Origin of the sequence: Variovorax sp. YR216, assembly GCF_900107745.1 — a bacterium.
GTDB lineage: Bacteria > Pseudomonadota > Gammaproteobacteria > Burkholderiales > Burkholderiaceae_C > Variovorax.
Map to the genome: position 1 here is coordinate 146,036 of NZ_FNRO01000001.1, position 23,133 is coordinate 169,168.

At 65.0% G+C, this 23,133-nt stretch carries 26 protein-coding genes, 1 tRNA gene and 1 riboswitch; of the genes, 10 read left to right on the forward strand and 17 right to left on the reverse strand.

Annotation, left to right across the window (positions count from 1 at the left end; translation table 11 throughout):
- Nucleotides 1–38 precede the first annotated feature (38 nt).
- The 4 genes from BLW05_RS00665 (at nucleotide 39) to BLW05_RS00680 (ending at nucleotide 4,084) form a co-directional block, all read left to right on the forward strand.
- Entirely contained in the window at nucleotides 39–698 is a 660-nt protein-coding gene (locus BLW05_RS00665) for a response regulator (protein ID WP_093158417.1), read from the forward strand.
- Nucleotides 699–705: 7 nt separating this feature from the next.
- Complete coding sequence (locus BLW05_RS00670; RefSeq protein ID WP_093158420.1) at nucleotides 706–2,028, forward strand: ATP-binding protein; 1,323 nt, start codon at nucleotides 706–708, stop codon at nucleotides 2,026–2,028.
- Between the two features lie 105 nt (nucleotides 2,029–2,133).
- Nucleotides 2,134–3,615 carry a DegQ family serine endoprotease gene (locus tag BLW05_RS00675; protein WP_093158423.1) on the forward strand — a complete coding sequence of 494 codons (1,482 nt, stop codon included), beginning with the start codon at nucleotides 2,134–2,136 and terminating at the stop codon, nucleotides 3,613–3,615.
- A 142-nt stretch (nucleotides 3,616–3,757) separates the two neighbouring features.
- Nucleotides 3,758–4,084 carry a hypothetical protein gene (locus BLW05_RS00680; protein WP_093158426.1) on the forward strand — a complete coding sequence of 109 codons (327 nt, stop codon included), beginning with the start codon at nucleotides 3,758–3,760 and terminating at the stop codon, nucleotides 4,082–4,084.
- A gap of 16 nt (nucleotides 4,085–4,100) precedes the next feature.
- Here the strand turns inward: BLW05_RS00680 and BLW05_RS00685 are convergent, their stop codons facing one another.
- Entirely contained in the window at nucleotides 4,101–4,304 is a 204-nt protein-coding gene (locus BLW05_RS00685) for a hypothetical protein (protein WP_093158428.1), read from the reverse strand.
- A gap of 124 nt (nucleotides 4,305–4,428) precedes the next feature.
- Between BLW05_RS00685 and BLW05_RS00690 the strand changes: the two genes are divergently transcribed.
- The 4 genes from BLW05_RS00690 (at nucleotide 4,429) to BLW05_RS00705 (ending at nucleotide 7,566) form a co-directional block, all read left to right on the forward strand.
- Nucleotides 4,429–4,815, forward strand: a complete 387-nt coding sequence (locus BLW05_RS00690; protein WP_093158431.1) for an FHA domain-containing protein — start codon at nucleotides 4,429–4,431, stop codon at nucleotides 4,813–4,815.
- Between the two features lie 75 nt (nucleotides 4,816–4,890).
- Nucleotides 4,891–5,871 carry a LysR family transcriptional regulator gene (locus tag BLW05_RS00695; protein WP_093158434.1) on the forward strand — a complete coding sequence of 327 codons (981 nt, stop codon included), beginning with the start codon at nucleotides 4,891–4,893 and terminating at the stop codon, nucleotides 5,869–5,871.
- A gap of 295 nt (nucleotides 5,872–6,166) precedes the next feature.
- A complete protein-coding gene (locus tag BLW05_RS00700; protein ID WP_143044752.1) occupies nucleotides 6,167–7,159 on the forward strand; it encodes a helix-hairpin-helix domain-containing protein in 993 nt (330 codons plus the stop codon).
- 62 nt (nucleotides 7,160–7,221) lie between these two features.
- The gene (locus tag BLW05_RS00705; RefSeq protein ID WP_093158440.1) at nucleotides 7,222–7,566 is read left to right on the forward strand and encodes a DUF1090 family protein; all 345 of its coding nucleotides are present in this window, start codon (nucleotides 7,222–7,224) and stop codon (nucleotides 7,564–7,566) included.
- 28 nt (nucleotides 7,567–7,594) lie between these two features.
- Here BLW05_RS00705 and BLW05_RS00710 read toward each other — a convergent pair whose 3' ends face one another.
- From BLW05_RS00710 to BLW05_RS00735, 6 genes are all read right to left on the reverse strand, one after another.
- On the reverse strand, nucleotides 7,595–7,777 hold the full coding sequence (locus tag BLW05_RS00710; RefSeq protein ID WP_093158443.1) for a DUF3606 domain-containing protein: 183 nt from the start codon (nucleotides 7,775–7,777) through the stop codon (nucleotides 7,595–7,597).
- Between the two features lie 166 nt (nucleotides 7,778–7,943).
- A tRNA-Asn gene (locus BLW05_RS00715) sits at nucleotides 7,944–8,019 on the reverse strand.
- A 65-nt stretch (nucleotides 8,020–8,084) separates the two neighbouring features.
- A complete protein-coding gene (locus BLW05_RS00720) occupies nucleotides 8,085–9,014 on the reverse strand; it encodes a thiamine phosphate synthase (protein WP_093158446.1) in 930 nt (309 codons plus the stop codon).
- Between the two features lie 14 nt (nucleotides 9,015–9,028).
- The gene (locus BLW05_RS00725) at nucleotides 9,029–9,847 is read right to left on the reverse strand and encodes a thiazole synthase (protein WP_093158449.1); all 819 of its coding nucleotides are present in this window, start codon (nucleotides 9,845–9,847) and stop codon (nucleotides 9,029–9,031) included.
- A gap of 8 nt (nucleotides 9,848–9,855) precedes the next feature.
- The gene (thiS, locus tag BLW05_RS00730) at nucleotides 9,856–10,053 is read right to left on the reverse strand and encodes a sulfur carrier protein ThiS (RefSeq protein WP_093158452.1); all 198 of its coding nucleotides are present in this window, start codon (nucleotides 10,051–10,053) and stop codon (nucleotides 9,856–9,858) included.
- Nucleotides 10,050–11,165: an FAD-dependent oxidoreductase gene (locus tag BLW05_RS00735; RefSeq protein WP_177142526.1), complete on the reverse strand. Its 1,116-nt coding sequence runs from the start codon at nucleotides 11,163–11,165 to the stop codon at nucleotides 10,050–10,052. Before BLW05_RS00735 ends, thiS begins: the two co-directional genes overlap by 4 nt.
- A 44-nt stretch (nucleotides 11,166–11,209) precedes the next feature.
- Here BLW05_RS00735 and thiD point away from each other — a divergent pair, with 44 nt between their 5' ends.
- Nucleotides 11,210–12,055, forward strand: a complete 846-nt coding sequence (thiD, locus tag BLW05_RS00740; RefSeq protein WP_093158455.1) for a bifunctional hydroxymethylpyrimidine kinase/phosphomethylpyrimidine kinase — start codon at nucleotides 11,210–11,212, stop codon at nucleotides 12,053–12,055.
- Here thiD and BLW05_RS00745 read toward each other — a convergent pair.
- The 10 genes from BLW05_RS00745 to BLW05_RS00790 form a co-directional block, all read right to left on the reverse strand.
- A complete protein-coding gene (locus tag BLW05_RS00745; protein WP_093158457.1) occupies nucleotides 12,000–13,337 on the reverse strand; it encodes a purine-cytosine permease family protein in 1,338 nt (445 codons plus the stop codon). The genes thiD and BLW05_RS00745 overlap by 56 nt on opposite strands.
- A 74-nt stretch (nucleotides 13,338–13,411) precedes the next feature.
- Nucleotides 13,412–13,520: riboswitch (TPP riboswitch) on the reverse strand.
- Nucleotides 13,520–14,059, reverse strand: a complete 540-nt coding sequence (locus tag BLW05_RS00750; protein ID WP_093158460.1) for a phosphatase PAP2 family protein — start codon at nucleotides 14,057–14,059, stop codon at nucleotides 13,520–13,522. It overlaps the preceding riboswitch by 1 nt.
- Nucleotides 14,060–14,141: 82 nt before the next feature.
- Entirely contained in the window at nucleotides 14,142–15,212 is a 1,071-nt protein-coding gene (locus tag BLW05_RS00755; protein WP_093158462.1) for an NAD(P)/FAD-dependent oxidoreductase, read from the reverse strand.
- On the reverse strand, nucleotides 15,170–15,499 hold the full coding sequence (fdxA, locus tag BLW05_RS00760; RefSeq protein ID WP_093158465.1) for a ferredoxin FdxA: 330 nt from the start codon (nucleotides 15,497–15,499) through the stop codon (nucleotides 15,170–15,172). Before fdxA ends, BLW05_RS00755 begins: the two co-directional genes overlap by 43 nt.
- Before the next feature lie 41 nt (nucleotides 15,500–15,540).
- On the reverse strand, nucleotides 15,541–16,851 hold the full coding sequence (locus BLW05_RS00765) for a sulfate adenylyltransferase subunit 1 (protein WP_256329942.1): 1,311 nt from the start codon (nucleotides 16,849–16,851) through the stop codon (nucleotides 15,541–15,543).
- 17 nt (nucleotides 16,852–16,868) lie between these two features.
- On the reverse strand, nucleotides 16,869–17,825 hold the full coding sequence (gene cysD, locus BLW05_RS00770; RefSeq protein ID WP_093158470.1) for a sulfate adenylyltransferase subunit CysD: 957 nt from the start codon (nucleotides 17,823–17,825) through the stop codon (nucleotides 16,869–16,871).
- 43 nt (nucleotides 17,826–17,868) lie between these two features.
- Nucleotides 17,869–18,489, reverse strand: a complete 621-nt coding sequence (locus BLW05_RS00775) for a phosphoadenosine phosphosulfate reductase domain-containing protein (RefSeq protein WP_093158472.1) — start codon at nucleotides 18,487–18,489, stop codon at nucleotides 17,869–17,871.
- 31 nt (nucleotides 18,490–18,520) lie between these two features.
- Nucleotides 18,521–18,913, reverse strand: a complete 393-nt coding sequence (locus tag BLW05_RS00780) for a DUF934 domain-containing protein (RefSeq protein ID WP_093158475.1) — start codon at nucleotides 18,911–18,913, stop codon at nucleotides 18,521–18,523.
- On the reverse strand, nucleotides 18,910–20,691 hold the full coding sequence (locus BLW05_RS00785) for a nitrite/sulfite reductase (protein WP_093158477.1): 1,782 nt from the start codon (nucleotides 20,689–20,691) through the stop codon (nucleotides 18,910–18,912). The genes BLW05_RS00780 and BLW05_RS00785 overlap by 4 nt, the downstream gene beginning before the upstream one ends.
- Nucleotides 20,692–21,102: 411 nt before the next feature.
- Complete coding sequence (locus BLW05_RS00790; protein WP_093158480.1) at nucleotides 21,103–21,717, reverse strand: PAQR family membrane homeostasis protein TrhA; 615 nt, start codon at nucleotides 21,715–21,717, stop codon at nucleotides 21,103–21,105.
- A 376-nt stretch (nucleotides 21,718–22,093) separates the two neighbouring features.
- Between BLW05_RS00790 and BLW05_RS00795 the strand changes: the two genes are divergently transcribed.
- A complete protein-coding gene (locus tag BLW05_RS00795) occupies nucleotides 22,094–23,032 on the forward strand; it encodes a crotonase/enoyl-CoA hydratase family protein (RefSeq protein WP_093158482.1) in 939 nt (312 codons plus the stop codon).
- Nucleotides 23,033–23,133: the final 101 nt, after the last annotated feature.

Here is a 23,133-nt window from a genome sequence, read left to right on the forward strand (position 1 = left end):
TACGATCTCCCACACTGTGCCGGAAGGACCGAACAGCCATGCGACTCCTGCTGCTTGAAGACGATGTGATGATCGGCGAGACCGTGCTCGACCTCCTGCGGGCCGAGCAGTACGCCGTCGACTGGGTCAAGGACGGCGACATGGCCGACAGCGCGCTGCGCTCCCAGCAGTACGACCTAGTGCTGCTCGATCTGGGTGTGCCGCGCCGCGACGGGCTCGACGTCCTGCGCGCGCTGCGGGCCCGCAAGCAGCGGATGCCGGTGCTGATCGCGACAGCGCGCGATTCGGTGCAGCAGCGCATCGAAGGCCTCGATGCCGGCGCGGATGACTACGTGCTGAAACCCTACGACCTCGACGAGCTCCTCGCTCGCATCCGTGCCCTGCTGCGCCGCGCATCCGGGCGCGCGGAGCCGGTCTACGAGCACATGGGCGTCACGGTCAATCCGACCACGCGCGAAGTTTCGGTGCGCGGGCAGCCGGTGACGCTGTCCGCGCGCGAATGGGCGGTGCTCGAGCCGTTGATCGCTCGACCAGGGATGGTGCTTTCCCGAGCGCAGCTCGAGGAAAAGCTCTACAGCTGGAAGGACGAAATCAGCAGCAATGCCGTGGAGGTCTACGTCCACGGATTGCGCAAGAAGCTGGGCGCGGACCTGATCCGCAACGTACGCGGCGTCGGCTACATGGTCCCGAAGGAATGACCGCCTGATGAAATCATTGCGTGCGCGTCTGCTGTGGTTTCTCCTGGCCGCGATCGTGGTGGCTGCCGGCATTCAGGCGTTCGTGGCCTACCGCACCGTGCTGGAGGAAGCCGACGATATCTTCGACCACCACATGCAGCAGATGGCGCTGTCGCTGCGCGCGGGGCTGCCGCCGAGCGCGACGGTGGGCGGGCTCGGGAATCTCGGGGCGGGGGAGGAGAACTTCGAGTTCATCGTCCAGGTCTGGACCGCCGACGGCCTTCTGATCTTCCAGTCTGCGTCGCACCCCGCGCTGCCGCAGCGTGCGGTGCTCGGCTTCTCGAACGTCCAGGCTCGCGGCACGACCTATCGCGTGTTTTCGATGCAGGCCGGACCGCTGGTGATCCAGGTCGCACAGGACATGGCGGCGCGTCGGCGGATGGCCGGCTCGCTCGCGCTGCGCACCGTGGGGCCGATCGCGCTGGCGGCGCCGCTGCTCATGCTGGTGGTCTGGTGGGTGGTCAGCTTTTCGCTCGCGCCGGTGGCACGGGTGCGGCGACAGGTGGCGGAGCGGCAGGCCGACGACCTCTCGCCGCTGAGCGAGACCGATCTTCCCGAGGAGGTCCGGCCGCTGGTCCATGAACTCAACCTGCTGTTCGCCCGCGTTCAGAAGGCCTTCGAAGCCCAGAAGCATTTCGTCGCCGATGCGGCGCACGAACTGCGTTCACCTCTCGCTGCCCTGAAGCTCCAGGTGCAGGGTCTGCAGCGTGCGACCGATGAATCCACCCGCGAGCTTGCGGTGGCTCGTCTCGCTGCGGGCATCGATCGCGCGACCCGGCTCGTCGAGCAGATGCTCGCGCTCGCGCGCCACGAAGCCAGTGCCGCTTCGGGCGCCGAGCGTGAAGAGGTCGGCTTGTCCGAGGTCGCGCGTCTGGCGATCTCCGACGCGATCGCGGGCGCACAGGCGCGGCACATCGACGTCGGTATCGTGCAGGCCGATCCGGTCAAGGTGGCGGGCCAGGCGGAGGCACTCCGAATGCTGCTTCGCAATCTGCTCGACAACGCCATCAAGTACACGCCGGAGGGCGGGCGGGTGGACGTGAACATCGCCGCGCTCCCGGACGGGGTGGAACTCAGCGTGGACGACAGCGGTCCAGGCATCGACGCCCTCGAGCGCGAGCGGGTGCTCGATCGCTTCTATCGGTCCGGCGAGCCGCAAGCGCCCGGCAGCGGGCTCGGACTGGCCATCGTGAAGTCGATCGCAGATCTGCACGGCGCGACCGTGAGGCTGGAGCGCTCGGAGTCGCTGGGCGGGCTTCGCGTGGTGGTGCGCTTTCGGGCTTCAGCCTGAACTGTTGTCGCGGTGTGTCGCGCATGCGCGCGTGTTTAAGTCGGGCTTAAGCGGGAGCCACGACATTCCTTTCGTCGATTTCTAAAACCCTCGAAAGGATCTCAAATGAAGAAAAGCCTGACTTCGCCCCGCGCGCTCGTCCTTTCGCTGGCGGCCGCCGGCGTGATCGGCGCGGCCGCCACCGGCGCGTACACCAGCGCGAACGCAGTCGCGTCCGCCCAGCCCGCTGCAGCCACGGCCGCGGCATCCGCGCCGCTGGTTTCCATGCCCGATTTCTCCACCGTCACGGCGCAGACCGGGCCGGCGGTGGTCAACATCAGCGTGGTCGGGACGACCAAGACCGCAGAAGGACCGCAGGGGATCCCGGGCATGGACCCGGATGATCCGATGTACGACTTCTTCCGTCGCTTCCAGGGCCAGGGCATGCCGCGTGGCAAGCAACAGCAGCAGCGCGAAGTGCCTGTGCGCGGCCAGGGCTCCGGCTTCATCGTGAGCCCGGACGGCATCATCCTGACCAATGCACACGTCGTGAAGGATGCGACGGAGGTGACCGTCAAGCTGACCGACCGCCGCGAGTTCCGCGCGAAGGTGCTGGGCTCCGATCCGAAGACCGACGTGGCGGTCATCAAGATCGATGCGAAGAACCTGCCGACGCTTTCCATGGGCAAGACCAAGGATCTGAAGGTCGGCGAATGGGTGCTCGCGATCGGTTCGCCTTTCGGCTTCGAGAACACAGTGACCGCCGGCGTCGTCAGCGCCAAGGGCCGCACGCTGCCGGACGACAGCTACGTGCCGTTCATCCAGACCGACGTGGCGGTGAACCCCGGCAACTCCGGCGGTCCGCTGATCAACACGCGCGGCGAGGTCGTTGGCATCAATTCGCAGATCTACAGCCGCAGCGGTGGCTACCAGGGCGTCTCGTTCGCGATTCCGATCGACGTCGCGATCCAGATCAAGGACCAGATCGTCGCCACTGGCAAGGCGAGCCATGCGCGTCTTGGCGTTGCGGTGCAGGAGGTCAATCAGACCTTCGCCGACTCGTTCAAGCTGGACAAGCCTGAAGGCGCCCTGGTGTCGAACGTGGAGAAGGGCAGTCCCGCGGACCAGGCCGGCCTGCGCTCGGGCGACGTGATCCGCAAGGTCGACGGCGATCCGATCGTGGCTTCGGGCGATCTTCCTGCGCTGATCGGGCAGAAGAAGCCGGGCAGCAAGGTCACGCTGGAAGTGTGGCGCCAGGGATCGCGTGAGGAACTCACGGCGAAGCTGGGCGATGCAGCCGAGAAGACCGCCACGGTCGCCAAGAACGAAGACGGCGCGTCCCAGGGCAAGCTCGGTCTTGCGCTGCGTCCGCTCCAGCCCGACGAGCAGCGCGAGGCGGCGGTCGACGGTGGCCTGCTGATCGTGAATGTCGGAGGCCCGGCCGCCATGGCAGGCGTCCAGACCGGCGACGTGCTGCTGGCAATCAATGGCACGCCTGCGAAGAACATCGAGCAGGTTCGCGAAGTGGTGGCGAAGTCCGACAAGTCGGTGGCTTTGCTCATCCAGCGCGACGGCGACAAGATCTTCGTGCCGGTCCGCCTGGGCTGATCGCAGCGGTTCGCGAGCCGGAGTCCTTTGAGACTTTGTTCCGGTTCGCGGACCCGCATGCGGTCCGATGTGCAAAAGTGCCTTGGTCGAAGTTTCTTGCAGCTGTAACAATTCGTGAAGCAACTGAATAAGAGATTTCCCTATGGCACTTCGCGATATTGCTCTGACCGTTCTCGAACTGGAGCCCAATGAGTTTCATTGGGTCCTGATGGAGCCGGTGCAGGCCGAATCCGAGGAGTGCCTGGGCTATCGCCCCATCGACTCCTCGACCCAAGGGCTGCCTGACTACTCGGAAGCGCTGATTCAGGGTGCGTCGGCCCTTCGTGTCCTTCAAGGGCTCGCGCCGTTCGGTAAACCGGTCAACGCAGTTGGCTTCGGAGAAGCCGGCGGATCGGCGGAAGATTCGATGTCCTTGCCTGAGGGCCCCGATTCCTGCATGTTCTCCACCACCGATCACCCAGCGCTGTAATTCCGGAACTCGGGTTCTAGCGAATGCCGATGCCGAAATCGATCGCCGACACCGCGATCACCTTTGCGGCGCGCGACCGGATGGTTTCCCTTTGCGAAACGCCGCGCAGAACCATCAAAGGCTGCGCGGTCCGACTGCATTCGGCCTCTCGCGACCGATGCACGAACGGCGACGAAAACGCGATCCGAAATCGGGTTGCCAGCATGGCGATCTGTTGCATGCGTCGAAATTACGCGAGGCCGTCCTTGTCGGGAATCTCTCTAATGGGGCACTGATCCGCCAGGCGGCATACTCCGGAAGGTCGGAGGATTGGTGAGGCAAGCACCAGCGAAAAGGACTGAAAAATGCCCAGACTCATCGTGCTGCAGAAAAATGGTTCGGCGAGGCAGGTCACCGTCACGACCACGCCATTCGTGATTGGTCGGTCGGATGCAAGCGACCTCGTGCTCGACAACCAACTGGTCAGCCGGTCGCACGCAGTGTTCGAGATGGTCGGCACCACGATGACGATCCGCGATCTGCACAGCCACAACGGAACCTACGTCAATGGCGAGCGTCGGGAATCGGTCGCCTTGAACAACGGCGATGAAATCAAGATCGGCAGCTACCAGATCCGATTTCTCGGAAACAGCGGGCCCGTCGGCGAGGCGCAGGCGCTTCGACTGGTGACCATTCCCGGCAGGCTGGACGAAATCGACCTCATCAAACTCGGCGTCAAGCCCGAGTCTTGAAACGCCGGCGCCGGCTTCGAGGCGCAGTGTGATACTTTTGGTGGGCGAATTTCGCGCTGAAGCCAAAGGGGGCACATGCGACAGAAGCGTAATGACACCGGCGAGCTGAGCTTTCACCTCTTGAAGTGCCTGGTCGCACTGGTCGACCATTCGCATGTTTCACGCGCTGCCGATGCGTTGTTGATCAGTCAACCTGCGATGAGTCGCGCGATGAGCCAATTGCGTGCGGTCACGAACGACCCCATCCTCGTCAAAGGCGGCAGCGGCCTCATTCCCACCGCCAAGGCCGTCCAGCTACGTGAATTTGCCGATCGAATCCTCCAGGAAATGAACCGGCTGCTTGGCAATGCTGTGGCTTTCGATCCCAGCGTGACGCGACATGAATTCCGAATGGTCGTCTCGGACTACATGGAATTCATCTTCATGGAGCGCCTGCTGCGGCACCTCGGCACCGCATTTCCGGGGATCGGCGTCTCGGTCCGACATCCGGTTCATCCATCCCAGTTCACCAAGGTGCTCGAAACCGGTGAGGTGGATTTCGCGGTCGGCATACTGCCGTCGACGCTTCACGATCTTCGTCATCGCCCATTGTTCAAGGACAGGATCGTCTGCGCGGCCAGGGCGGGGCACCGAGCGGCCGGCAAGAAGCTCAGCATCGAGGAGTTCTCGGCGCTCGAGCACCTTGTCATCAAGCCCAATGTTGCAAACGCCTTCGGTGAGATCGTGGACATGGCGCTCGAAAAACACGACGTCAGTCGCAACAGGCGCTATGTCACACCGAACTATCTGACGGCGCCCCAACTTGTCGGAAATTCCGACATGGTGGCGCTCCTTCCCGAACTGCTGTTGACGCGCTTTCGTTCTCATATCGATCTGGTCGAAATTCATATGCCGATCGAAGTACCGCCCTTTGATATCTATCTGTCATGGCACGACCGGACGCATCGCCATGCCGCGCATATGTGGTTTCGTGAGCAAGTCATGAAAAGTCTCGATCCCGAAAGAGTGCCGTCGCTCGCAAGCGCCGAGAAGCAAGAAAATTCGGTACGCGCATAGCGATCATTCTCTGTCGGCATGGACAACTGGCGGGCGACTCTCAATACTCAGCTAGCGCCGCAGCGGGGCGGCGAGTCAGAGAAAGAAACATGCAGTTGGATTTCCGGGTGGGTACCGAACAGAAATCGAGCTGCGCGCGTGGCATCTCCAAGTCAGCCACTGAGGGCAGCTACTGTCACCCAGCGCCGGGGCGCTGGTTGCACATCGATTCACTGTTTGCGTACTCGCTGAAATCGGGTGTATGTCGTATCCGAGCCTTGACGGACTCGCGGATACACGATTCAGAGAGGTCTTCATGTCAAACCGAACCATCCGATCCGTTGAAGATCTGGCGCAATTGCCGGACGGAGAATTGCTGGCGTGCCTTGGTGCATTGCGCGCCGCCATTGTCGAAGCGAAACGTCAGCATGCCGTCGCGCTGCGAGAGCACCTGATTCCTGTCGATTCACCATTCGCCTTCCACACGTTCAACTGGCGACCCAAGGGGCCGCAAAGGCTCGATACACCGGTTCAGTTGAAGCCGGACACTCCGATCGATGAGATTTCTGTTCGCGCGAGTGCGCGCGAAGCATTGAGAGAACTGAGCATTTTCTGCATCGAAGACCTCTCCGCGATCAGCGAGCAGGAGCTTTTGCAGGAAGAGGCCATCGGCGCCAAGACAGTGGGGCGTCTGAGGGAGATCCTGGCGCGAGTCGGGCTGGATTTCCTTCCGAACCCGAACACGGAAGAGCGCGCGCGCGAGCAGAGCAAGGCGGTGCTCGCGCTTCCCTACGAGGCGCGTGCGCTCGCATTGCGCAATCTTGAAGATTCGGCGCCGGTGTCGGCGTTGGGCCTCCGATCATCGACCTTGAGCCGCGCCTTGGCGAATGGTCATGACATGGTTGGCGACCTGCGCCGCCTTCCGCTGCTTGTGCTGTGCGAGAACTACGGCAAGCGCGAGGCGCGCGAGATCTACGATCTGCTGATGCTGACGGACCGCCCATTTGCCGGTTCGGCGGCGCCGATCGAGCTGTGGCGACATGGCCTCGCCTCGACGAAGGAACTGTCGATTCCAACGGCACCGGAAACGCCGATCGGGGAATTGCGCCCCTGGCTCGGCACGTCCGTCGACTCACTGGGGGCTTGCGGAATCCATACCCTCGGTGCCTTGCGTGTTGCGGCCTCCCGCGGCGACGTCGCGTCATTCAGGGGAATCGGCCGAGTCACTGCTGAGCGCGTGGTTGGCTTCCTCGGCGCGTATGTCACGCCGCAGCCCTATCGCCGTGGAGTGTCGGCTGCGGCAGGCTGACTCCCTTCCCTCGATGCAGGGACTTGGTGCAACATGTCGCATCCAATGACCCGAACCAATCCATGAAACTGCACCTGTGTCTTGCTTCCCTGTCGATAGGCCTGCTTGTCTCGACGCAGGCGAACGCTCAGTCGGAACCTTCGAAAAAGACGGAGGCCGATTGCTATGCCCAACAGGCCGCCCTCGAGAAAGACATGAGGGACGCGCGTTCGCGAGGACAGATGCTGCGGCGCCGGCAACTGCAGGAGTCGCTGAACGCGCTGCGCGCGCGCTGCGATGAAATCGCGTCCAAGGAGACGCACGAAGCCCGCGTGATGCGTCAGAAGAACGTAGTCATGCAGTTGAGACTCGATCTCGCTGGCGCGGAAGACGAGTTGCGGCGGCTCGTCTCCGAGAAGAAGAAATAGAGCGCGAGACGGCAGTCGCTGCCCGCGGTCATTCCTTGGAGGTCAGCCGATCACGTACCGCGGTGACGTGATCGCCGACGTGGCTGATGGCGTCGTGCAATTGCGCCTCGGTGCAGCGGAGTTCCTGGCACCAGTACTGCAACTCGACAGGATCCAGCGTATTGATCCGTCCAGGATCCAGAGGCTTGAAGTGGCTCATATCGACAGACATGTCTGCTCCTTCACGATTCCACAAGCACCTCTTATAGGAGGTGAGCGCTGCGACATCAAGCTCCGATGCATTGAGATGCATTGACGCAAAGAAAAGACACCCAAAAAAGAAAATGCCCCGCTATCTTTTGGATAGCGGGGCATTCCAGAGGCCTTGCGGCTTGTAGTGGCTCCTCGACCTGGGCTCGAACCAGGGACCTACGGATTAACAGTCCGGCGCTCTACCGACTGAGCTATCGAGGAACAAGACTTAGATTATAGCGTCTTTTTTTTGCCCTCCCGGATGCGCGAAAAAATCTTTGAAATTTTTATCGCGCGTTCGCCGGGTCAGCAACGATGCGCAGGAGTCTAACCGCTGCAGCTTCGGGATTCGAGTCGGCGACCAGCGCGCGAACCACCGCCACCGATCCGACGCCGGTGCCCAACACTTCAGGCATGCGCGCGGCATCCACACCGCCGATGCCGACCTGCGGATAGCCGCGCATCAGACGTGCATAGGCCGCGAGCCGCGCAACGCCCTGCGGCGCGGTGGCCATCTGCTTGAGCGTGGTGGGATAGATCGCGCCCATCGCGATGTAGCTCGGGGTCACCGCGTCAGCGCGGACCATCTCGGCGTAGCCGTGCGTGCTCACGCCGAGGCGGATGCCTGAGTCGCGGATGGTCTTCAAGGCCTCGGGTGTCAGTGCATCGAGGTCTTCCTGCCCGAGGTGCAAGCCGTAGGCTCGTGCTTCGATGGCTGCACGCCAGTGATCGTTGATGAAGAGCAGGCTGCCAGTGCCCTGGACCACCTGGACCGCGGCGTTCACCTCACGCGCAATCGCTTCGTCGTCGTTGGACTTGAAGCGCAACTGGACGGTGGGAACACCAGCGCGCGCCATGCGACCGACCCATTGCGCGTCTGGCAGCACCGAGTAGAGGCCGAGCTTCTCGGGACACGATGGGAATGCGTCTTCCCGCGCTCCCGGAGGAAACGATCGCATGCCGAAGTCGGCTGGATGTTCGGGCCATGCGTGCGCGTCGAACATTCCAACGCGTTTTGTCTGCGCCTGCCAGGCGCGAGCGAGGCATTCGGCATCGATGTCGATGAATCCGAGCGCGCTGCACGCCTGCTTGGCGCCACGATAGATCGGATCCTCCGACGAGAAAGAGGCGATGTCGCCAGCGAACTCGCCGAAGCGTGAGGCATGTGCCGCAACGATGGATCGCGCAATCGCCTCGGGTGTGTGGAGTTCAGTCATCGCTTTCGATGTGTTCATTGCGTGGAAGCGTGATGCCAGAACGGCGTGCCCAGCACGGGCGTACTTGGTTGTGCGGATTCCTGCGCGGCCATGGCGCCCGCGAGGTACGCACCGCGGCCGGCCTGCACCGCATCCGCAAACGCGCCAGCCATGGCGACCGGGTCCTGCGCGAGTGCCACCGCGGTGTTGAGCAACACGCCGTCGAATCCCCATTCCATGACCTGGCATGCGTGCGAGGGCAAGCCCAGTCCGGCATCGACGAGCAACGGAACATCGAGACGCTCGCGCAGCACCTGCAGCGCGTAGGGATTGATGGGCCCGCGCCCGGTGCCGATCGGCGCCGCCCAAGGCATCACCGCCTGGCAGCCGACGTCGACCAATCGCTGGCACAGCACGAGGTCCTCGGTGCAGTAGGGCAGCACCTGAAAGCCGTCCCGGATCAGCTGCGAGGCGGCATCGACGAGGTTCAGCGTGTCCGGCTGCAACGTGTAGTCATCGCCGATCAGTTCGAGCTTGATCCACGGCGTCTCGAAAAGCTCGCGCGCCATCTGCGCCGTGGCGATCACTTCCTGTACGCTGTGGCAGCCCGCAGTGTTGGGAAGCATCGGCACGTCGAGGCGCTTCATCAATTCCCAGAAGCCGTTGTCGCCGCCCGATCCGTTCGGCGTTGCGGTCTGCCTGCGCAGCGAGGCGGTCAGCATCGCGGGGTTCGCGCGGCGCACCGCGGCTTCGAGAACATCGGGCGAGGGATAGCGCGCCGTGCCGAGCAGAAGGCGGCTCTGGAAGCGCTGTCCGTAGAGAACGAGCGTGTCGTTGTCGGTTGGATGTGTCATGGTTCTTCTCAGCCCCCGGTGACCGGTCGGATGACTTCAATGCGATCGTCGGTTTGCAGCGCGTGCGATTCGTAGTGGGAGCGCGGCACGAACTGACGATTCACCGCTGCAGCAAAGGGCGGCGTCGCGTTGATGAGGCGCAGGGCGTCGGCGAGTTTCGCTTCCGGCGGCAGCGTGTGAGGAATGTCGTTGATCAGGATGTTCATGGGAGGGTTTCTTCCAGGCTGGACGCCAGGTCGAATCGGCTCGCGAGCGCTGAATGCCCGGTCGCGAGCAGCTCCACCGCCACGTCGAGTACCGCGGGTGCAATCATGAAGCCGTGCCTGTAGAGACCATTGATCTGCATGACGCCAGGTCTGAGCTGTCGCACGGCCGGCAGGTTGTCGGGCAGGGTTGGGCGGCACTGCGTCGCGATCTCGACGATTCGCGCTTCGGCAAAACCGCTGTGCACCGCGTACGCAGCGCTCAGCAGTTCGAGCGTCGAGCGCACGCTCGCGGGCGACATGTCGTCGGATTCGATCTCGGTGGCGCCGATCACGAACACGCTGCCCGGCTTCGGCGCGATGTAGAGCGGATAGCGTGGATGCACTAGCCGTGTGGGCCGCCGGAGCTGGACTTCCGGCGCATGCACGCGAATCACTTCGCCGCGCACTCCGCGCAGGTTGCGCCAATCAGGGCGCGCGCCGAGGCCGCGGCAATCGATGACGCGGTCGGGCTGCTCGGGTTCACCCGGCCTGAACGCATCGAGCGTGCGGGGTGAATCCCAATGCAGGCGGACCTGCGGCATGGCCTGCAACGTGGCCAGCAGCGCTGCGAGCAGTTCGCGGTTGTCGAGCTGGCCTTCGTCCGGCAGCAGCAGCCCTTGCGCAAACCGGCGGCCGAGCGACGGTTCCAGTGCATCGATGGCGGCCGCATCCAGTTTCTGCATCGCTGGCAGTTCGGGGACGGCATCGTTCGTTCCGGTCAGCACACGGGCCAGCCGTGCGGCTTCGGGGGCGTCCTGCCGATGCCACAGTACCAGCGTGCCTTCGCGCTGGAAGAACACTGGCCTGTCGAGCGATGCGATCAGCGCGGGCCAGCGCGAAAGCGCGTAGTGCCCCATGCGGACGACCGGGGGAGGCGCGACGGCGGACTCGGCCAAAGGCGCCAGCATCGCGGCGGCCACGCGGGCAGCAGCACCGTTCGCTTCCGGGCCGCCGGCTTCGTAGAGATCCACCTTGCAGCCAGCCTGTGCAAGCGTCACTGCGAGCAGTCGCCCCATGAGCCCGGCGCCAAGGATTGCGGCGTGGCGGAAAGGAAATTCGATTCGGCTGGTCATCGCCCCCTCACGCGGCACGTACGGTGTGGCCGATAATTTTCATCATGACCCATGCATTCTCCCGCTACGCCCGCGTGCTCTCGATCGCGGGCTCCGACAGCGGCGGCGGCGCCGGCATTCAGGCGGACCTCAAGACCTTTGCGGCCCTCGGCTGCTACGGGATGACCGCCATCACGGCGCTGACCGCGCAGAACACGCTCGGTGTCTCGGGCATCCACGGCGTCCCTCCCGAATTTCTCAAGGCGCAGATTCAATCCGTCGTCGAGGACATCGGTGTCGATGCGGTCAAGCTCGGCATGCTGCATGCGCCTGAAATCGTCGAAGTCGTCGCCTGGGCGATTGACCACTACAAGCTGCCCAACGTGGTGCTCGATCCGGTGATGGTCGCCACGAGCGGCGACAGGCTCATCGCCGCCGAAACGGTGCAGGTGCTGGTGCGCGAACTGTTCCCACGCGCAGTGGTGGTCACGCCCAATCTGGACGAGGCCGCGCTGCTGATCGGCCATGCGATCGACGGGGTCGATGCGCTGGACGATGCGGCGAGCGAGCTGCTTGCCCTGGGCACCAGCGCCGTTCTTCTCAAGGGCGGTCATCTGCCCGGGGAGGATGTGGTCGATCTGCTCGCGCAATCCAATGGCGATCGGTTGCAGCTCGCATCGACGCGCATCGTGAGCCGCAATCTGCACGGCACCGGGTGCACCCTGTCTTCCGCCATCGCGTCGCACCTGGCGCTCGGCTACGACCTCGCGCAGGCCGTCGAACGCGCGCGCAACTACGTTGTTGCCGCCATGGCGGCGGGCGCGGACGTCAAAGTCGGAAGCGGACATGGCCCTCTCAACCACGGGTTTGCGCCAGTGCCGACGTTCCGCCTGCCGGCGACGGGCGCGTGACCCAGGCCAGCACGAAGGTGATCGCGAGCGTCGGCAGCGCGGAGCCCCACTGAGGCGCCCATGCGGCGCACGCGTGGTAGATCGCGATACCGCCGATCCAGATCGCTGCCGCGGCGATGTCCACGCGCCGCGCATCGATCGCATCGACGCTCACACCGACGCCCAGCCGCCCGAGGATCACGCCGTAGAGCGGTACGAAGACCGAGCTCAACAGGAGCAGGAAGGGCTCCAGCGAGTGCATCGGGAGCACCAGCGCGAGGGCGATGCACATCGCGGCGAGCATCAGCCCCCAGCGGCGGATGCTCCATTGCGGGAACAGGCTGTGCGAAGAGACGGAGCCCGAGTAGACATCGCCGTAGGCATTGTCGAGTTCGTCGACCAGGATCAGCCCCAGCGCGACCAGTCCGCCCTGCGCCAGCAGCAGGGCAGCGAGCATGTCGGTGCCCGGCTCTGCAACGCTGACGACCATCACGCCGAGCGCATAGCACCAGACGTTCGCGACGGCATAGCCGAGCCAGGTGCCACCGAATGCGCCACCCAGACCGCCCGTGCTGCGCTTGCCGTGGCGGGCGTAGTCGGCCACGAGCGGCAGCCACGAGACAGGCATCGCGATCACCAGATCGAGCGCGCCGAACATGCCCATGCTTCCATCGCCCGGGCGCGACCAGAAAGCTTCGAGTCCCTTTGCGTGGAGGCGGGCGGCGAATTGCCAGCTCAGCCACACCAGTGACAGGACCACCAGCGGCAGCCCGAACCGGCTGACGAAGCGCCGCACCAGCTTCACCATCGAGCCGGCGAGAAGGGCGAGCAGGACCGCGCCCCAGATCAGCGTGGTGATCACCGTGCCCATGCTGCCGTCCAGCGACCAGCCGAATGCCTGCTTGCCGATGGCCTGCGTGCCCTCGCGCATGATCACGATTTCGAAGGTGGTCCAGCCGATCAGCTGGACGATGTTCAGGATCACCGGCAGCCGGGCGAATGCGCTGCCGTAGGTGGCATGCATGAGCCCTGCGCTGGCAAGCCCGCTCTCGCAGCCGATACGGGCGGTCCAAGCCAGGAGGCCCGCGCCGATGCACGAGCCCAGCACGATCGCCAGCGCGGCATCGCGCGTGCCGACCGCCGGCACGAGGAAGGCCCCGATCTGCATGACCAGCAGGCCGACGCCGAGGCTGAACCAGAGCGCCATGTGGTCGTGCCACCGGAAAACGCGTCCGGCTTCGCGAAGCGGCGTGAGCGCCTCATTGGCGCCGAAGGGCGCCTCGGTGTTGTTGGTGTTTGCCATCCATTTGCTCCAGTGCAAATTGTTTGGCAGGTGGGCGAGGCCACGGCGACGGATCCGGCACGCGAGAAAACGTGCGGCCGCCGGACCAGCTTCCCTGCGCGAGGATTACCTCAGTCAGGTTCAAAGGGACTCTCTCAGCCGACTCACCGATAAAACGATGGGCCGGCACCCCTAGCGTTGCTTCAGTCTGGCGAAGCAGGATGGATTGTAGGCCTGACCTTCAGGAGCAACCAGAACACGCCGGTGATGGCCGCGGCCAGGAGGAAGCCCGACGCGACGTCGAGCGGGTAATGCACGCCGACGTAGATGCGGGCCCAGCCAGTGACCAGTGCGATCGCCAGCAGGGCGATGCCCGCGACGCGCAGCGCGGGGCGCATGCAGGCGATCAGCGCAATGGTGAACATGACGGTCGCGTGCGCGCTTGGCAGCGAGCCGCGTGCGGCGTGGTTGATGTAGCTCGGACTCAGGCCGGCGACGAAGGGCCGGGGCACGTTGATGGCGCCTGCAATCGCGTGCGCCAGAAGGGTCGTCGCTGCTGCAGTGGCAAGGGTCGCAGCGACATAGGTGCGCTGCGCAGGATGCCGCCATGCCATCCAGCCCATCACGGCCACGCAGAGCCACGACGAGCCGACGGCGATCGTGGCGGCAAGCCACAGGAGCTGGGGATTGGGCGAATGGCCCGCGGCCATCCATTGGAAGAGCGTGGTGTTCAGCGCCTGCATGCGCGAATGCTAGCCATGGGGCTTGTAGCCAGGATGAACAAGCGATTCACCCTTCGTTCAGGCGCGTCCGCGCAGGCGTCGCTCAGTGCTTCACGCCGAGCAGCTCGTGCAGGCGGGTGCTCGTGGTCGTGTACTGCAGCGGAATCGACTTGTCGGGAAAGACAATGGCCGTCGCGCCCCATGCGGCCAGGGTGGCCTCGTGGAAGCCGCAGACGATCAGCTTCTTCTTGCCCGGGTAGGTGTTAATGTCGCCGATCGCGAAGATGCCGCGTTCGCGCGTCTCGTACTTCTCGGTGTCGACCGGGATCTGCTTGCGCACCAGCTCGAGGCCCCAGTTGGCGATCGGCCCGAGACGCGGGGAGATGCCGAGGCACCCGATGATCGCGTCGAAAGGAAGAACGAGGTTCTGCGCCTCCGGTGTGATGAGCGTCAGGCCCGCATCGTCGAGGGCGGAAGGCTGGCCGATGGCAAGCCGGATCGCGCCCTCCGCGATGCGCTGGCGCAGCGTGGCGACCGTAGCCTCGTCGCCCTGGAAGACATCGCGCCGGTGGACGAGCGTGACCTGCTTCGCAATGGACGCGAGCGCCAGTGCGGTTTCGACCGCAGCATCGTCGCCGCCATTGACCACGACCGTCTGGCCGGCGAAACGGCCGAGCGAATGCGCGTCGGGGTGGTAGAAGAGCTTCGTGCCCTCCAGCCGCTCGATGCCATCGACAGCGATCCGCTTGGGTACGAAGGCGCCGACGCCGGCCGCGATGAAGACCGTCCTGGCCAGAAAGCGCTTGCCGTGATGGGTCGCCAGCAGCAACCGTCCGTCATCCTGCCGCTCGAGCGTTTCGATCTGCTCGCCGAAGTGGAATTGGGGCTTGAAAGGCGCAATCTGCTCCAGCAGTGATTCCGCCAGTCCGCGACCGGTGGTCTTCGGCGTGCCGGGGATGTCGTAGATCGGCTTGTCGCCATACAGCTCGACGCACTGGCCGCCAGCGCGGGGCAGTGCGTCGACCATGTGGCAGGAAATTTCGAGCAGGCCGAGCTGGAAGGCCTGGAACAGCCCGACCGGTCCGGCGCCGATGATCAGCGCGTCGGTTTCGATCGGGGCGGGTGCCGTGCTCAGCGCACCAGCTCCGAGAGCTTGCCGGTCTTGTCCTTCCACTCTTCAGCGTCGGGCAGCGCCGGCTTGCGCTTGGTGATGCTCTTCCAGCCGTCGGCCAGGGCCAACTCGGCGTTGAGCTTGATGAAGGCGATCTGGTCGGCCGGGAGGTCTTCCTCGGCGTAGATCGCGTTGACGGGGCATTCGGGGATGCACACCGCGCAATCGATGCATTCGTCCGGGTCGATCACCAGCATGTTCGGCCCCTCGCGGAAGCAATCGACCGGGCATACGTCGACGCAGTCGGTGTATTTGCAGCGGATGCAGGCTTCGGAGACGACGTGGGTCATGGTGGGCTAGAACGAGTGTTTGATCGGGAAAACCCCGAATTTTAGGCGTTTGTGACAGAAGGCTGCACGAGCACGGCCGCAGAAGTCCGGTGCGAGGCGGTATCGACCAGGATCAGCGAGCCCAGCGCACGCGATTGCGTGAACGGCAGCACCGCGAGCGGCTGCTGCAGGCTGAGCACCACGTCACCGATCGCATTGGCTTCGAGTTGGTCCGCCGGTTCGGATTCGAGCGTGGTGATGTTGACCCGATCGACGATGCGCGCGACCTTGGCCTTGACCCAGCGATGGCCCTGCAGCGCCCAGTAGACGCGGCCCGGCACCAGCGGCTCGTCGTCGAGCCACGCGATGGTCGCGGTGATCTCGCGCTGCGGCTCGAAGGCGCCGGGTTCCAGCAGCCAGTCGCCGCGCGACACATCGAGCTCGCGATCGAGCACGATGCCGGCGCTGTGGCCCGCATGGACGGTCTTGGGCTGGCGGGTGTGGCTCAGCACCTGCGCAACGGTGGCGGTCTGGTTGCCGGGCAGCACCGTGACGCGCTGGCCGGGCTCGACGTGGCCGCTGGCGACACGGCCCCAGAACACGCGGCGGCCGCGCGAGGTGTCGGCCGATGCCGAGAATTTCTCGACCCACTGGACCGGGAAGGCAAATGGAACGGCCTCGTCCTGCGCGGTGACCGGCAGCGATTCGAGTAGCTCGAGCAGGCTCGGGCCTTCGTAGCCCGCCCAGTTGGCATGGCGGGAAGCCACGTTCCAGCCCTTGAGCGCCGAGATCGGCACGGTCGCGGCGACCTGGACGCCCGCGGCTTCGGCGAAGTTCGTAAGGGCGGCGGAAATGCGTTCGAACGCCAGTTCGGCGTCGTCGATCGCGTCCAGCTTGTTGACCGCGAACACGATCGACTGCACGCGCAGCAGATGGCACAGCAGGGTATGGCGGCGCGTCTGCGGCAGCAGCTCGCGCTTCACGACTTCGCCGTCGCCCACTTCGGCGGCCCAGGCCAGCTTGGTCGCGTCGACCAGCACCACGGCGGCATCGGCGCTCGAAGCCGCCGTGACCATGTTGCGGGTGTACTGCTCGTGGCCCGGCGCATCGCCGATCACGAACTTGCGGTGTGCGGTCGAGAAGTAGCGGTAGGCCACATCGATCGTGATGCCTTGCTCGCGCTCGGCGGACAGTCCGTCGGTCAACAGCGCCAGATCGACCTCGCCGCCGCGCTGCACGCCGGCCAGCTGGTCTTGCAGCACCGTCTTGCTGTCCACCAGCAGGCGGCCGATCAGCGTGCTCTTGCCGTCGTCCACGCTGCCGCAGGTGATGAAGCGCAGCGCCGCGCCGGTTTCAGCTTCAACCTTATTCATCGTCGTCGTCGCGTTCATCAGAAATAACCGTCCTTCTTGCGCTTTTCCATCGAAGCTTCAGAGGTTTTGTCGTCCATGCGTGTCGCACCGCGCTCGCTCACGTCGGCGGCGAGCGTCTCGACCACCACGTCGGCCGCATCAGCCGCAAGGCTTTCCACCGGGCAGGTGCAGGTGATGTCGCCCACGGTGCGGAAGCGCACGTCGCGCACTTCGACCTTTTCATCGTCGCGCGGCGGCGTGAGTTCGGTCACCGGCACCAGCAGGCCGCGGCGCTCGACCACTTCGCGCTTGTGGGTGTAGTAGATCGAGGGCAGGGCGATGTGTTCGCGCTCGATGTATTGCCAGACGTCGAGCTCGGTCCAGTTCGAGATCGGGAATACGCGGAAGTGCTCGCCCGGTGCAAGGCGCGTGTTGAAAAGCGTCCACAGCTCGGGCCGCTGGTCCTTGGGCTGCCACTGGCCGAAGCTGTCGCGGTGCGAAAAGATGCGTTCCTTGGCGCGGGCCTTTTCCTCGTCGCGTCGCGCGCCGCCGATCAGCGCATCGAAGCGGAATTCCTCGATGGCTTCGAGCAGCGTCACCGACTGGTGAACGTTGCGCGATTCGCCCGGATGCGCAAGCCGCACCGTGCCGCGCTTCATCGAATCCTCGACGCTGCGCACGATCAGTTCGGCGCCCAGTTCATCGGCGCGCTGGTCACGGAAGTCCGTCACTTCGGGGAAGTTGTGGCCCGTGTCGATCATCAGCAGCGGGTACGGAATGCGGCCGATGCCGAAAGCCTTTTCCGCGCACTTCAGCAGCACCAGCGAATCCTTGCCGCCGGAGAACAGCAGCGTCGGCCGCTCGAAGGAGGCCGCGACTTCGCGCAGGATGAAGATGGTTTCTTCTTCGAGCGCATCGAGGTGGGTGTTGGACAGGCGCGCGAGCGACTGCGAGGTGGTTTGCAGCAGCAGGTCGTGTTCGGTACGGGCGTTCATGGGGATGGGGCGCTCAGAAAACATTGTTGGGGACGGGGCGAACTCAGTGCGAGAGGTGCAGCCCGCACTCCCGGTTGTCCTCGCCCTTGGTCGGATCCACGTAATCGAAGTTGTTCGGCAGGCCATGCGCCTGGCAGTACTCGTACAGATCCTTGGAAGACCAATGCAAGAGCGGCGCGACCTTGATCAGGCCATCGGGGTTGATGCTGACCGGATCCATCTGCGCGCGCACCGCGGTGTCGGTGGCCCGCAGTGCGGTGAACCAGACCTTCGGCGCCATTTGGCGCAGCGCGCGGGCGAAGGGCTCCAGCTTGACCTCCTCGGTGAAGGCGGCGTGGCGCGGATCGTCGAGCGCCGGCGTCGGGCCTTCCACCGCTTCGCGATGTGCGCGCGAACGCCGCGGCACGAAGATGCGCAGGTCCAGATCGAGCAGCTTGGTCACTTCGTCGGCGAAGCGGTAGGTGGCCTCGGTGTTGTAGCCGTTGTCCATCCAGACCACCGGCACGTCAGGCTTCGCGCGCGTGACCATGTGCAGGATCACCGCTTCGAAGGGCCGGAAGTTGGTGGTGATGATCGCCGGCTGGCCCAGGCCGATGGCCCAGTCCACGAGGCCTTCGGCGTTGCGGCCGAACTTGGCGTTGACTTGTGCGAGATCGATGCTCATTTGACGAGGATTCCGATGAAGGCTGGGCCGCTCAGGCGCGTGTGAACAACGGGGCGGCTTCCACCGCGTCGCCCTGGTAGTAGGCGGCGAAGCGGTCGAACTGGCGCTGCGCGGCCGTGGCGTCCACGCCTTCCTTCAGCACAGCGCTGGAGAAACCCGTGCGCTGCATCTGGACGAGCTGGTCGATCAGCACATCGCCCGTGGCGCGGATGTCGCCCTTGAAGCCGAGGCGGCGGCGCAGCAGGTAGGCCTGGCTGTAGGCCCGGCCATCGGTGAACTTCGGGAAGTCGAGGTCGATGCGCTCCACGTCGTCGAGGCACACCTCGATCGCCAGCGGATCGGCGTCGTTCGTCAGTTGCAGGACGTTCGGCTCGCCGTTGTCGACGTGCTCTTCGGCGGCGAGGATCTTCAGGGTCTTGTTCATGCTGCGGCCTCCTCGACCTTGAAACGTGCCGCGTTGGCGGCGGTCTTGAAGGGCTCGATGCCCACGCGCCGCAGTGCATCGATGAAGGATTCGCCGGATTCGCGCGTGTCGCGGTAGGTGTTGAGCACCGCTTCGATCACGCCGGGCACTTCGGTCGCCGAGAACGACGGGCCCACGACCTTGCCGGCCTGCGCCGGTCCGCTCAGGTCCGAGCCGTCCGAGCCGCCGAGCGTGACCTGGTACCACTCCTTGCCGTCCTTGTCGACGCCGAGGATGCCGATGTGGCCGCTGTGGTGGTGACCGCAGGAGTTGATGCAGCCGCTGATGTGCAGGTCGATCTCGCCGAGGTCGTCGAGTTCGTCGAGGTCCTGGTAGCGCTCGGTGATCGCTTCGGCGATCGGGATGGAGCGGGCATTGGCCAGCGCGCAGAAGTCGCCACCAGGGCAGGCGATCATGTCGGTCAGCAGGTGCACGTTGGCGCTCGCGAAGCCGGCTTCGCGGGCGGCGAGCCACAGCGCGTGCAGGTCTTCGGCATGCACCCAGGGCAGCAGCACGTTCTGGTCGTGCGTCACGCGGGCCTCGCCGGCGCTGAAGCGGTCGGCCAGGGTCGCGACGGTTTCGAGCTGCTCGGCCGATGCGTCGCCGGGCGCCTGCAGGCGGCGCTTGAAGGACAGCGTCACGGCACGCAGGGCGGGGTTCTTGTGCGGCGCGACGTTGCGGGCCAGCCAGCGCGCGAACATGACGTCGTCGGCGGCCTGGGCGCGCAGCTCGGCATCGGTTTCCTCGGCGCTGCGGAACACGCGGGTCGCGAGCGTCGGCGGCACGAAGGAGGCGCTCACGCGGTCCAGCTCGGCCTGCGAGATGGTGTGCGGCGCGCCGTCGTGTTCGAGGATCTGCTTGTACTCGGCCTCGACGTCGTCGATGTAGACCTGTCCTTCGGCCTTCACGAGGATCTTGATGCGCGCCTTGTAGATGTTGTCGCGGCGGCCGTAGCGGTTGTAGACCCGGATCACCGCTTCGAGGTAATTCATGATCTGGTTCCACGGCAGGAACTCGCGCAGCACGGTGCCGATGATCGGCGTGCGGCCCATGCCGCCACCGACCTGCACGCGAAAGCCGAGCTCGCCCTTGTCGTTCTTGACGAGGCGCAGACCCACGTCATGCCAGCCGGTCGCGGCGCGGTCTTCGGCGGCACCGGTGATCGCTATCTTGAACTTGCGCGGCAGGAAGGCGAACTCGGGGTGCAGCGTGCTCCACTGGCGCATGATTTCGGCGAAGGGGCGCGGATCGGCCACTTCGTCGACCGCGACGCCGGCACGTTCGTCGCTCGTGATGTTGCGGATGCAATTGCCGCTGGTCTGGATGCCGTGCATGTCGACCGAGGCGAGCAGGTCCATCACGTCTGCCGACTTGGAAAGCGGAATCCAGTTGTACTGGACGTTCTGGCGCGTGGTGAAGTGAGCGTAGTGCGTCGGCAGCTTGTGCGAGCCGAGCTTGCCTTGCGTGGCCACGGCGTTCTTGTAGACCTCGGCCTCCGGCTCGTCGTACTCGCGGGCGATCTTCGCGAGCACGCGCAGCTGCTTGCTCGACAGCTCGCCGTAGGGCACCGCCACGCGCAGCATCGGTGCGTAGCGCTGCACATACCAGCCGTTCTGCAGGCGCAGGGGACGGAATTCATCCTCGGACAGCTTGCCCGTCTGCCAGCGTTCGAGCTGGTCGCGGAATTGCGCCGCGCGCAGGTGCACGAACTGGCGGTCGAAATCTGTGTATTGGTACATCGTGTGTCAGTTGTTGAAGGCAGTGCGTCCACCGGCCCCGGTCAACGAGGCGGCAACTTTAGAAGCGCTCCTTATGGAAACAAACTATTTTTTGGTTCGCGCTTTATGCGGATAAGCATATTCGCCAGTCTCCATGCGGGTTTGCGGGCGATTGGTTGCTTATTCGGGATAAGGCGGACGGGACTGGAATCGCCGTCTTGCGCGGCTGGGCCGCACTCGAAACCGGGCGAATTCTAGGGTCGGGAATTTCCCTACCGGCTGCGGCCGGGCCTGAAGTTCTTCGCGCAGATCAATAACCTGTTCGACCGCAAGTACACGACCGGCGCTTTCCGCTGGTGCACGCGACCTTCCTGGCGCCGGGGGCGCTGCGCACGGCCTGGCTTGGCGTGCGCTACGGCTTCGGAAGCTGACCTACAGCACGAACTGCGTGACGGCAACGTAGTGGCACAGCGTGCCGCCGATCACGAACAGGTGCCACGTGCCATGGGCATGGCGCCAGCCGCGTGGATTGGCATAAAAGATCGTCCCCGCCGAATAGAGCACGGCGCCCGTCAGCACCCACGCGACGGCGACGCCGTCGAGCCGCTCGATGAGCGGTCCGAGCACCAGCGCGCCGACCCAGCCCATGCCCAGGTAGATGAGCAGCGAAGGCTTCGGCGCATTGCCCGGTCGCATCTCGCGGCCGATGCCGACGATCGCCGCGGCCCAGATGCCCGCAAGCAGCGCCCAGCCCCACGGCCCGTGGAGAGTGACCAGCGCGAAGGGCGTGTAGCTGCCCGCGATGAGCAGGTAGATCGCGCAATGATCGGCCCGCTGCCAGAACAGCTTCATCGGCCCGCGCGTGCTATGGAAGAGGGTCGAGGCGGCGTACAGCACCATCATCGACACGCCGAACACGAGCGCGCTGGCCGTCTTGGCCGGATCGTCGCCGGTCATGGTCTTCGAGATCAGCATGGCGGACCCGGCGGTTGCCAGAAGAAATCCGCACAGGTGGCTGTAGCCGTTGAAGCGTTCACCGTGGTACATGATCCTTGCCCCAGGTGTTGCAGGTCCCAGCCGCAGCGTGCAACTGCGCTGCGGTGACGTCATGAGACACCTGTTTACGTATTCACACATCCACCGTTGGCGCTGGCAGATCGGCAGGGGGTCACACCTTCACGGTAGCGACCTCTGCCGATCGGCAGAGCACGGCGGAAAAGGTGCGTATGGCCTCTGGTCAAGCGGGCAGGTCAGCGGCGCTCGCCGAAGACCAGGCTGAACTGGCGCGGGTCCGATTTCGGATGGCCGTGCTCCGTCTCATCCTCGCCGGGATGCGGCTCGCCGGCGATGAGCGCGCGGCAACATTGCTTGCAGGGGCGATCGGCCGTGAAGTGAAATGGCGGCCCGACACAAAGGAGACCGCATGCCCGTGTTCAACACCGTCGTGATCGACAAGGACCCCGCTCATCCACGCATCGCGCGGCTGCTGCTGAATCGGCCGGAAAAGCTCAACGCCATCGGCGAGACCACGCCGTCGGACATCCGGCAGGCCGTCGCCTGGGCGCAGGCCGAGGACGAGGTGCATGTCATCGTCGTCGAAGGCGCCGGTCGCGCCTTCTGCGCGGGCTACGACCTGGGCGACTATGCGGAGGGCCACGTCGACCGCGCAGGCGGCGATCACCCGTGCCGGCAGGAGAAGACGCCCTGGGATCCGATGCTCGACTACGCGGCGATGAAGGGCAACACGGACGACTTCATGTCGCTCTGGCGCTGCACCAAGCCGACCATCGCCAAGGTGCACGGCTACGCGGTCGCGGGCGGCAGCGACATCGCCCTGTGCTGCGACCTGCTGGTGATGGCCGACGACGCGAAGATCGGCTACATGCCCACCCGCGTCTGGGGCTGCCCGACGACCGCGATGTGGACCTACCGGCTGGGCGCGATGCGGGCCAAGCAACTCATGTTCACGGGCGACACCATCACCGGTGCACAGGCCGCTGATTGGGGCCTCGCCAACTTTGCGGTTCCGGCCGGCGAGCTGGACGAGGCCACGCTGAGGCTGGCGCAGCGCATCGCCGGTGTGCCGCGCTCGCATCTCATGATGCACAAGCTGGTGGTCAACCAGGTCTGGCTCTCGATGGGGCTGGAGCAGTCGCAGATGTTCGCCACGGTGTTCGACGGCATCACCCGCCACAACCCCGAGGGCCTGTGGTTCCGTCGGCAGGCCGAGGTCGAAGGCTTCAAGAGCGCCGTGGCCTGGCGCGACAGCGGGCGGCCGATTCCCGAAGGCGACGAGGCGAGGGCCCTGGTGGCCGAACTCGAAGCGCGCCTGGCAGAGGCTCGGGCGGCCGCCAGACCGTAGCAACTGGCGCCGAAACGCGCCTGCGCCGGCACCGGGCCAAATGTCTACCGCCTTCGCGGTATGGACCTATACGTTTATATGTAATACATAAGTAGTCTTGA

Excerpts from the sequence above, each read along its gene's own strand:
- BLW05_RS00665 (WP_093158417.1), top strand. The coding sequence starts at position 39 with ATGCGACTCCTGCTGCTTGAAGACGATGTGATGATCGGCGAGACCGTG.
- BLW05_RS00670 (WP_093158420.1), top strand. The coding sequence starts at position 706 with ATGAAATCATTGCGTGCGCGTCTGCTGTGGTTTCTCCTGGCCGCGATC.
- BLW05_RS00675 (WP_093158423.1), top strand. The coding sequence starts at position 2,134 with ATGAAGAAAAGCCTGACTTCGCCCCGCGCGCTCGTCCTTTCGCTGGCG.
- BLW05_RS00680 (WP_093158426.1), top strand. The coding sequence starts at position 3,758 with ATGGCACTTCGCGATATTGCTCTGACCGTTCTCGAACTGGAGCCCAAT.
- BLW05_RS00685 (WP_093158428.1), bottom strand. The coding sequence starts at position 4,304 with ATGCAACAGATCGCCATGCTGGCAACCCGATTTCGGATCGCGTTTTCG.
- BLW05_RS00690 (WP_093158431.1), top strand. The coding sequence starts at position 4,429 with ATGCCCAGACTCATCGTGCTGCAGAAAAATGGTTCGGCGAGGCAGGTC.
- BLW05_RS00695 (WP_093158434.1), top strand. The coding sequence starts at position 4,891 with ATGCGACAGAAGCGTAATGACACCGGCGAGCTGAGCTTTCACCTCTTG.
- BLW05_RS00700 (WP_143044752.1), top strand. The coding sequence starts at position 6,167 with ATGTCAAACCGAACCATCCGATCCGTTGAAGATCTGGCGCAATTGCCG.
- BLW05_RS00705 (WP_093158440.1), top strand. The coding sequence starts at position 7,222 with ATGAAACTGCACCTGTGTCTTGCTTCCCTGTCGATAGGCCTGCTTGTC.
- BLW05_RS00710 (WP_093158443.1), bottom strand. The coding sequence starts at position 7,777 with ATGTCTGTCGATATGAGCCACTTCAAGCCTCTGGATCCTGGACGGATC.
- BLW05_RS00720 (WP_093158446.1), bottom strand. The coding sequence starts at position 9,014 with ATGACTGAACTCCACACACCCGAGGCGATTGCGCGATCCATCGTTGCG.
- BLW05_RS00725 (WP_093158449.1), bottom strand. The coding sequence starts at position 9,847 with ATGACACATCCAACCGACAACGACACGCTCGTTCTCTACGGACAGCGC.
- thiS (WP_093158452.1), bottom strand. The coding sequence starts at position 10,053 with ATGAACATCCTGATCAACGACATTCCTCACACGCTGCCGCCGGAAGCG.
- BLW05_RS00735 (WP_177142526.1), bottom strand. The coding sequence starts at position 11,165 with ATGACCAGCCGAATCGAATTTCCTTTCCGCCACGCCGCAATCCTTGGC.
- thiD (WP_093158455.1), top strand. The coding sequence starts at position 11,210 with ATGACCCATGCATTCTCCCGCTACGCCCGCGTGCTCTCGATCGCGGGC.
- BLW05_RS00745 (WP_093158457.1), bottom strand. The coding sequence starts at position 13,337 with ATGGCAAACACCAACAACACCGAGGCGCCCTTCGGCGCCAATGAGGCG.
- BLW05_RS00750 (WP_093158460.1), bottom strand. The coding sequence starts at position 14,059 with ATGCAGGCGCTGAACACCACGCTCTTCCAATGGATGGCCGCGGGCCAT.
- fdxA (WP_093158465.1), bottom strand. The coding sequence starts at position 15,499 with ATGACCCACGTCGTCTCCGAAGCCTGCATCCGCTGCAAATACACCGAC.
- BLW05_RS00765 (WP_256329942.1), bottom strand. The coding sequence starts at position 16,851 with ATGAATAAGGTTGAAGCTGAAACCGGCGCGGCGCTGCGCTTCATCACC.
- cysD (WP_093158470.1), bottom strand. The coding sequence starts at position 17,825 with ATGAACGCCCGTACCGAACACGACCTGCTGCTGCAAACCACCTCGCAG.
- BLW05_RS00775 (WP_093158472.1), bottom strand. The coding sequence starts at position 18,489 with ATGAGCATCGATCTCGCACAAGTCAACGCCAAGTTCGGCCGCAACGCC.
- BLW05_RS00780 (WP_093158475.1), bottom strand. The coding sequence starts at position 18,913 with ATGAACAAGACCCTGAAGATCCTCGCCGCCGAAGAGCACGTCGACAAC.
- BLW05_RS00785 (WP_093158477.1), bottom strand. The coding sequence starts at position 20,691 with ATGTACCAATACACAGATTTCGACCGCCAGTTCGTGCACCTGCGCGCG.
- BLW05_RS00790 (WP_093158480.1), bottom strand. The coding sequence starts at position 21,717 with ATGTACCACGGTGAACGCTTCAACGGCTACAGCCACCTGTGCGGATTT.
- BLW05_RS00795 (WP_093158482.1), top strand. The coding sequence starts at position 22,094 with ATGCCCGTGTTCAACACCGTCGTGATCGACAAGGACCCCGCTCATCCA.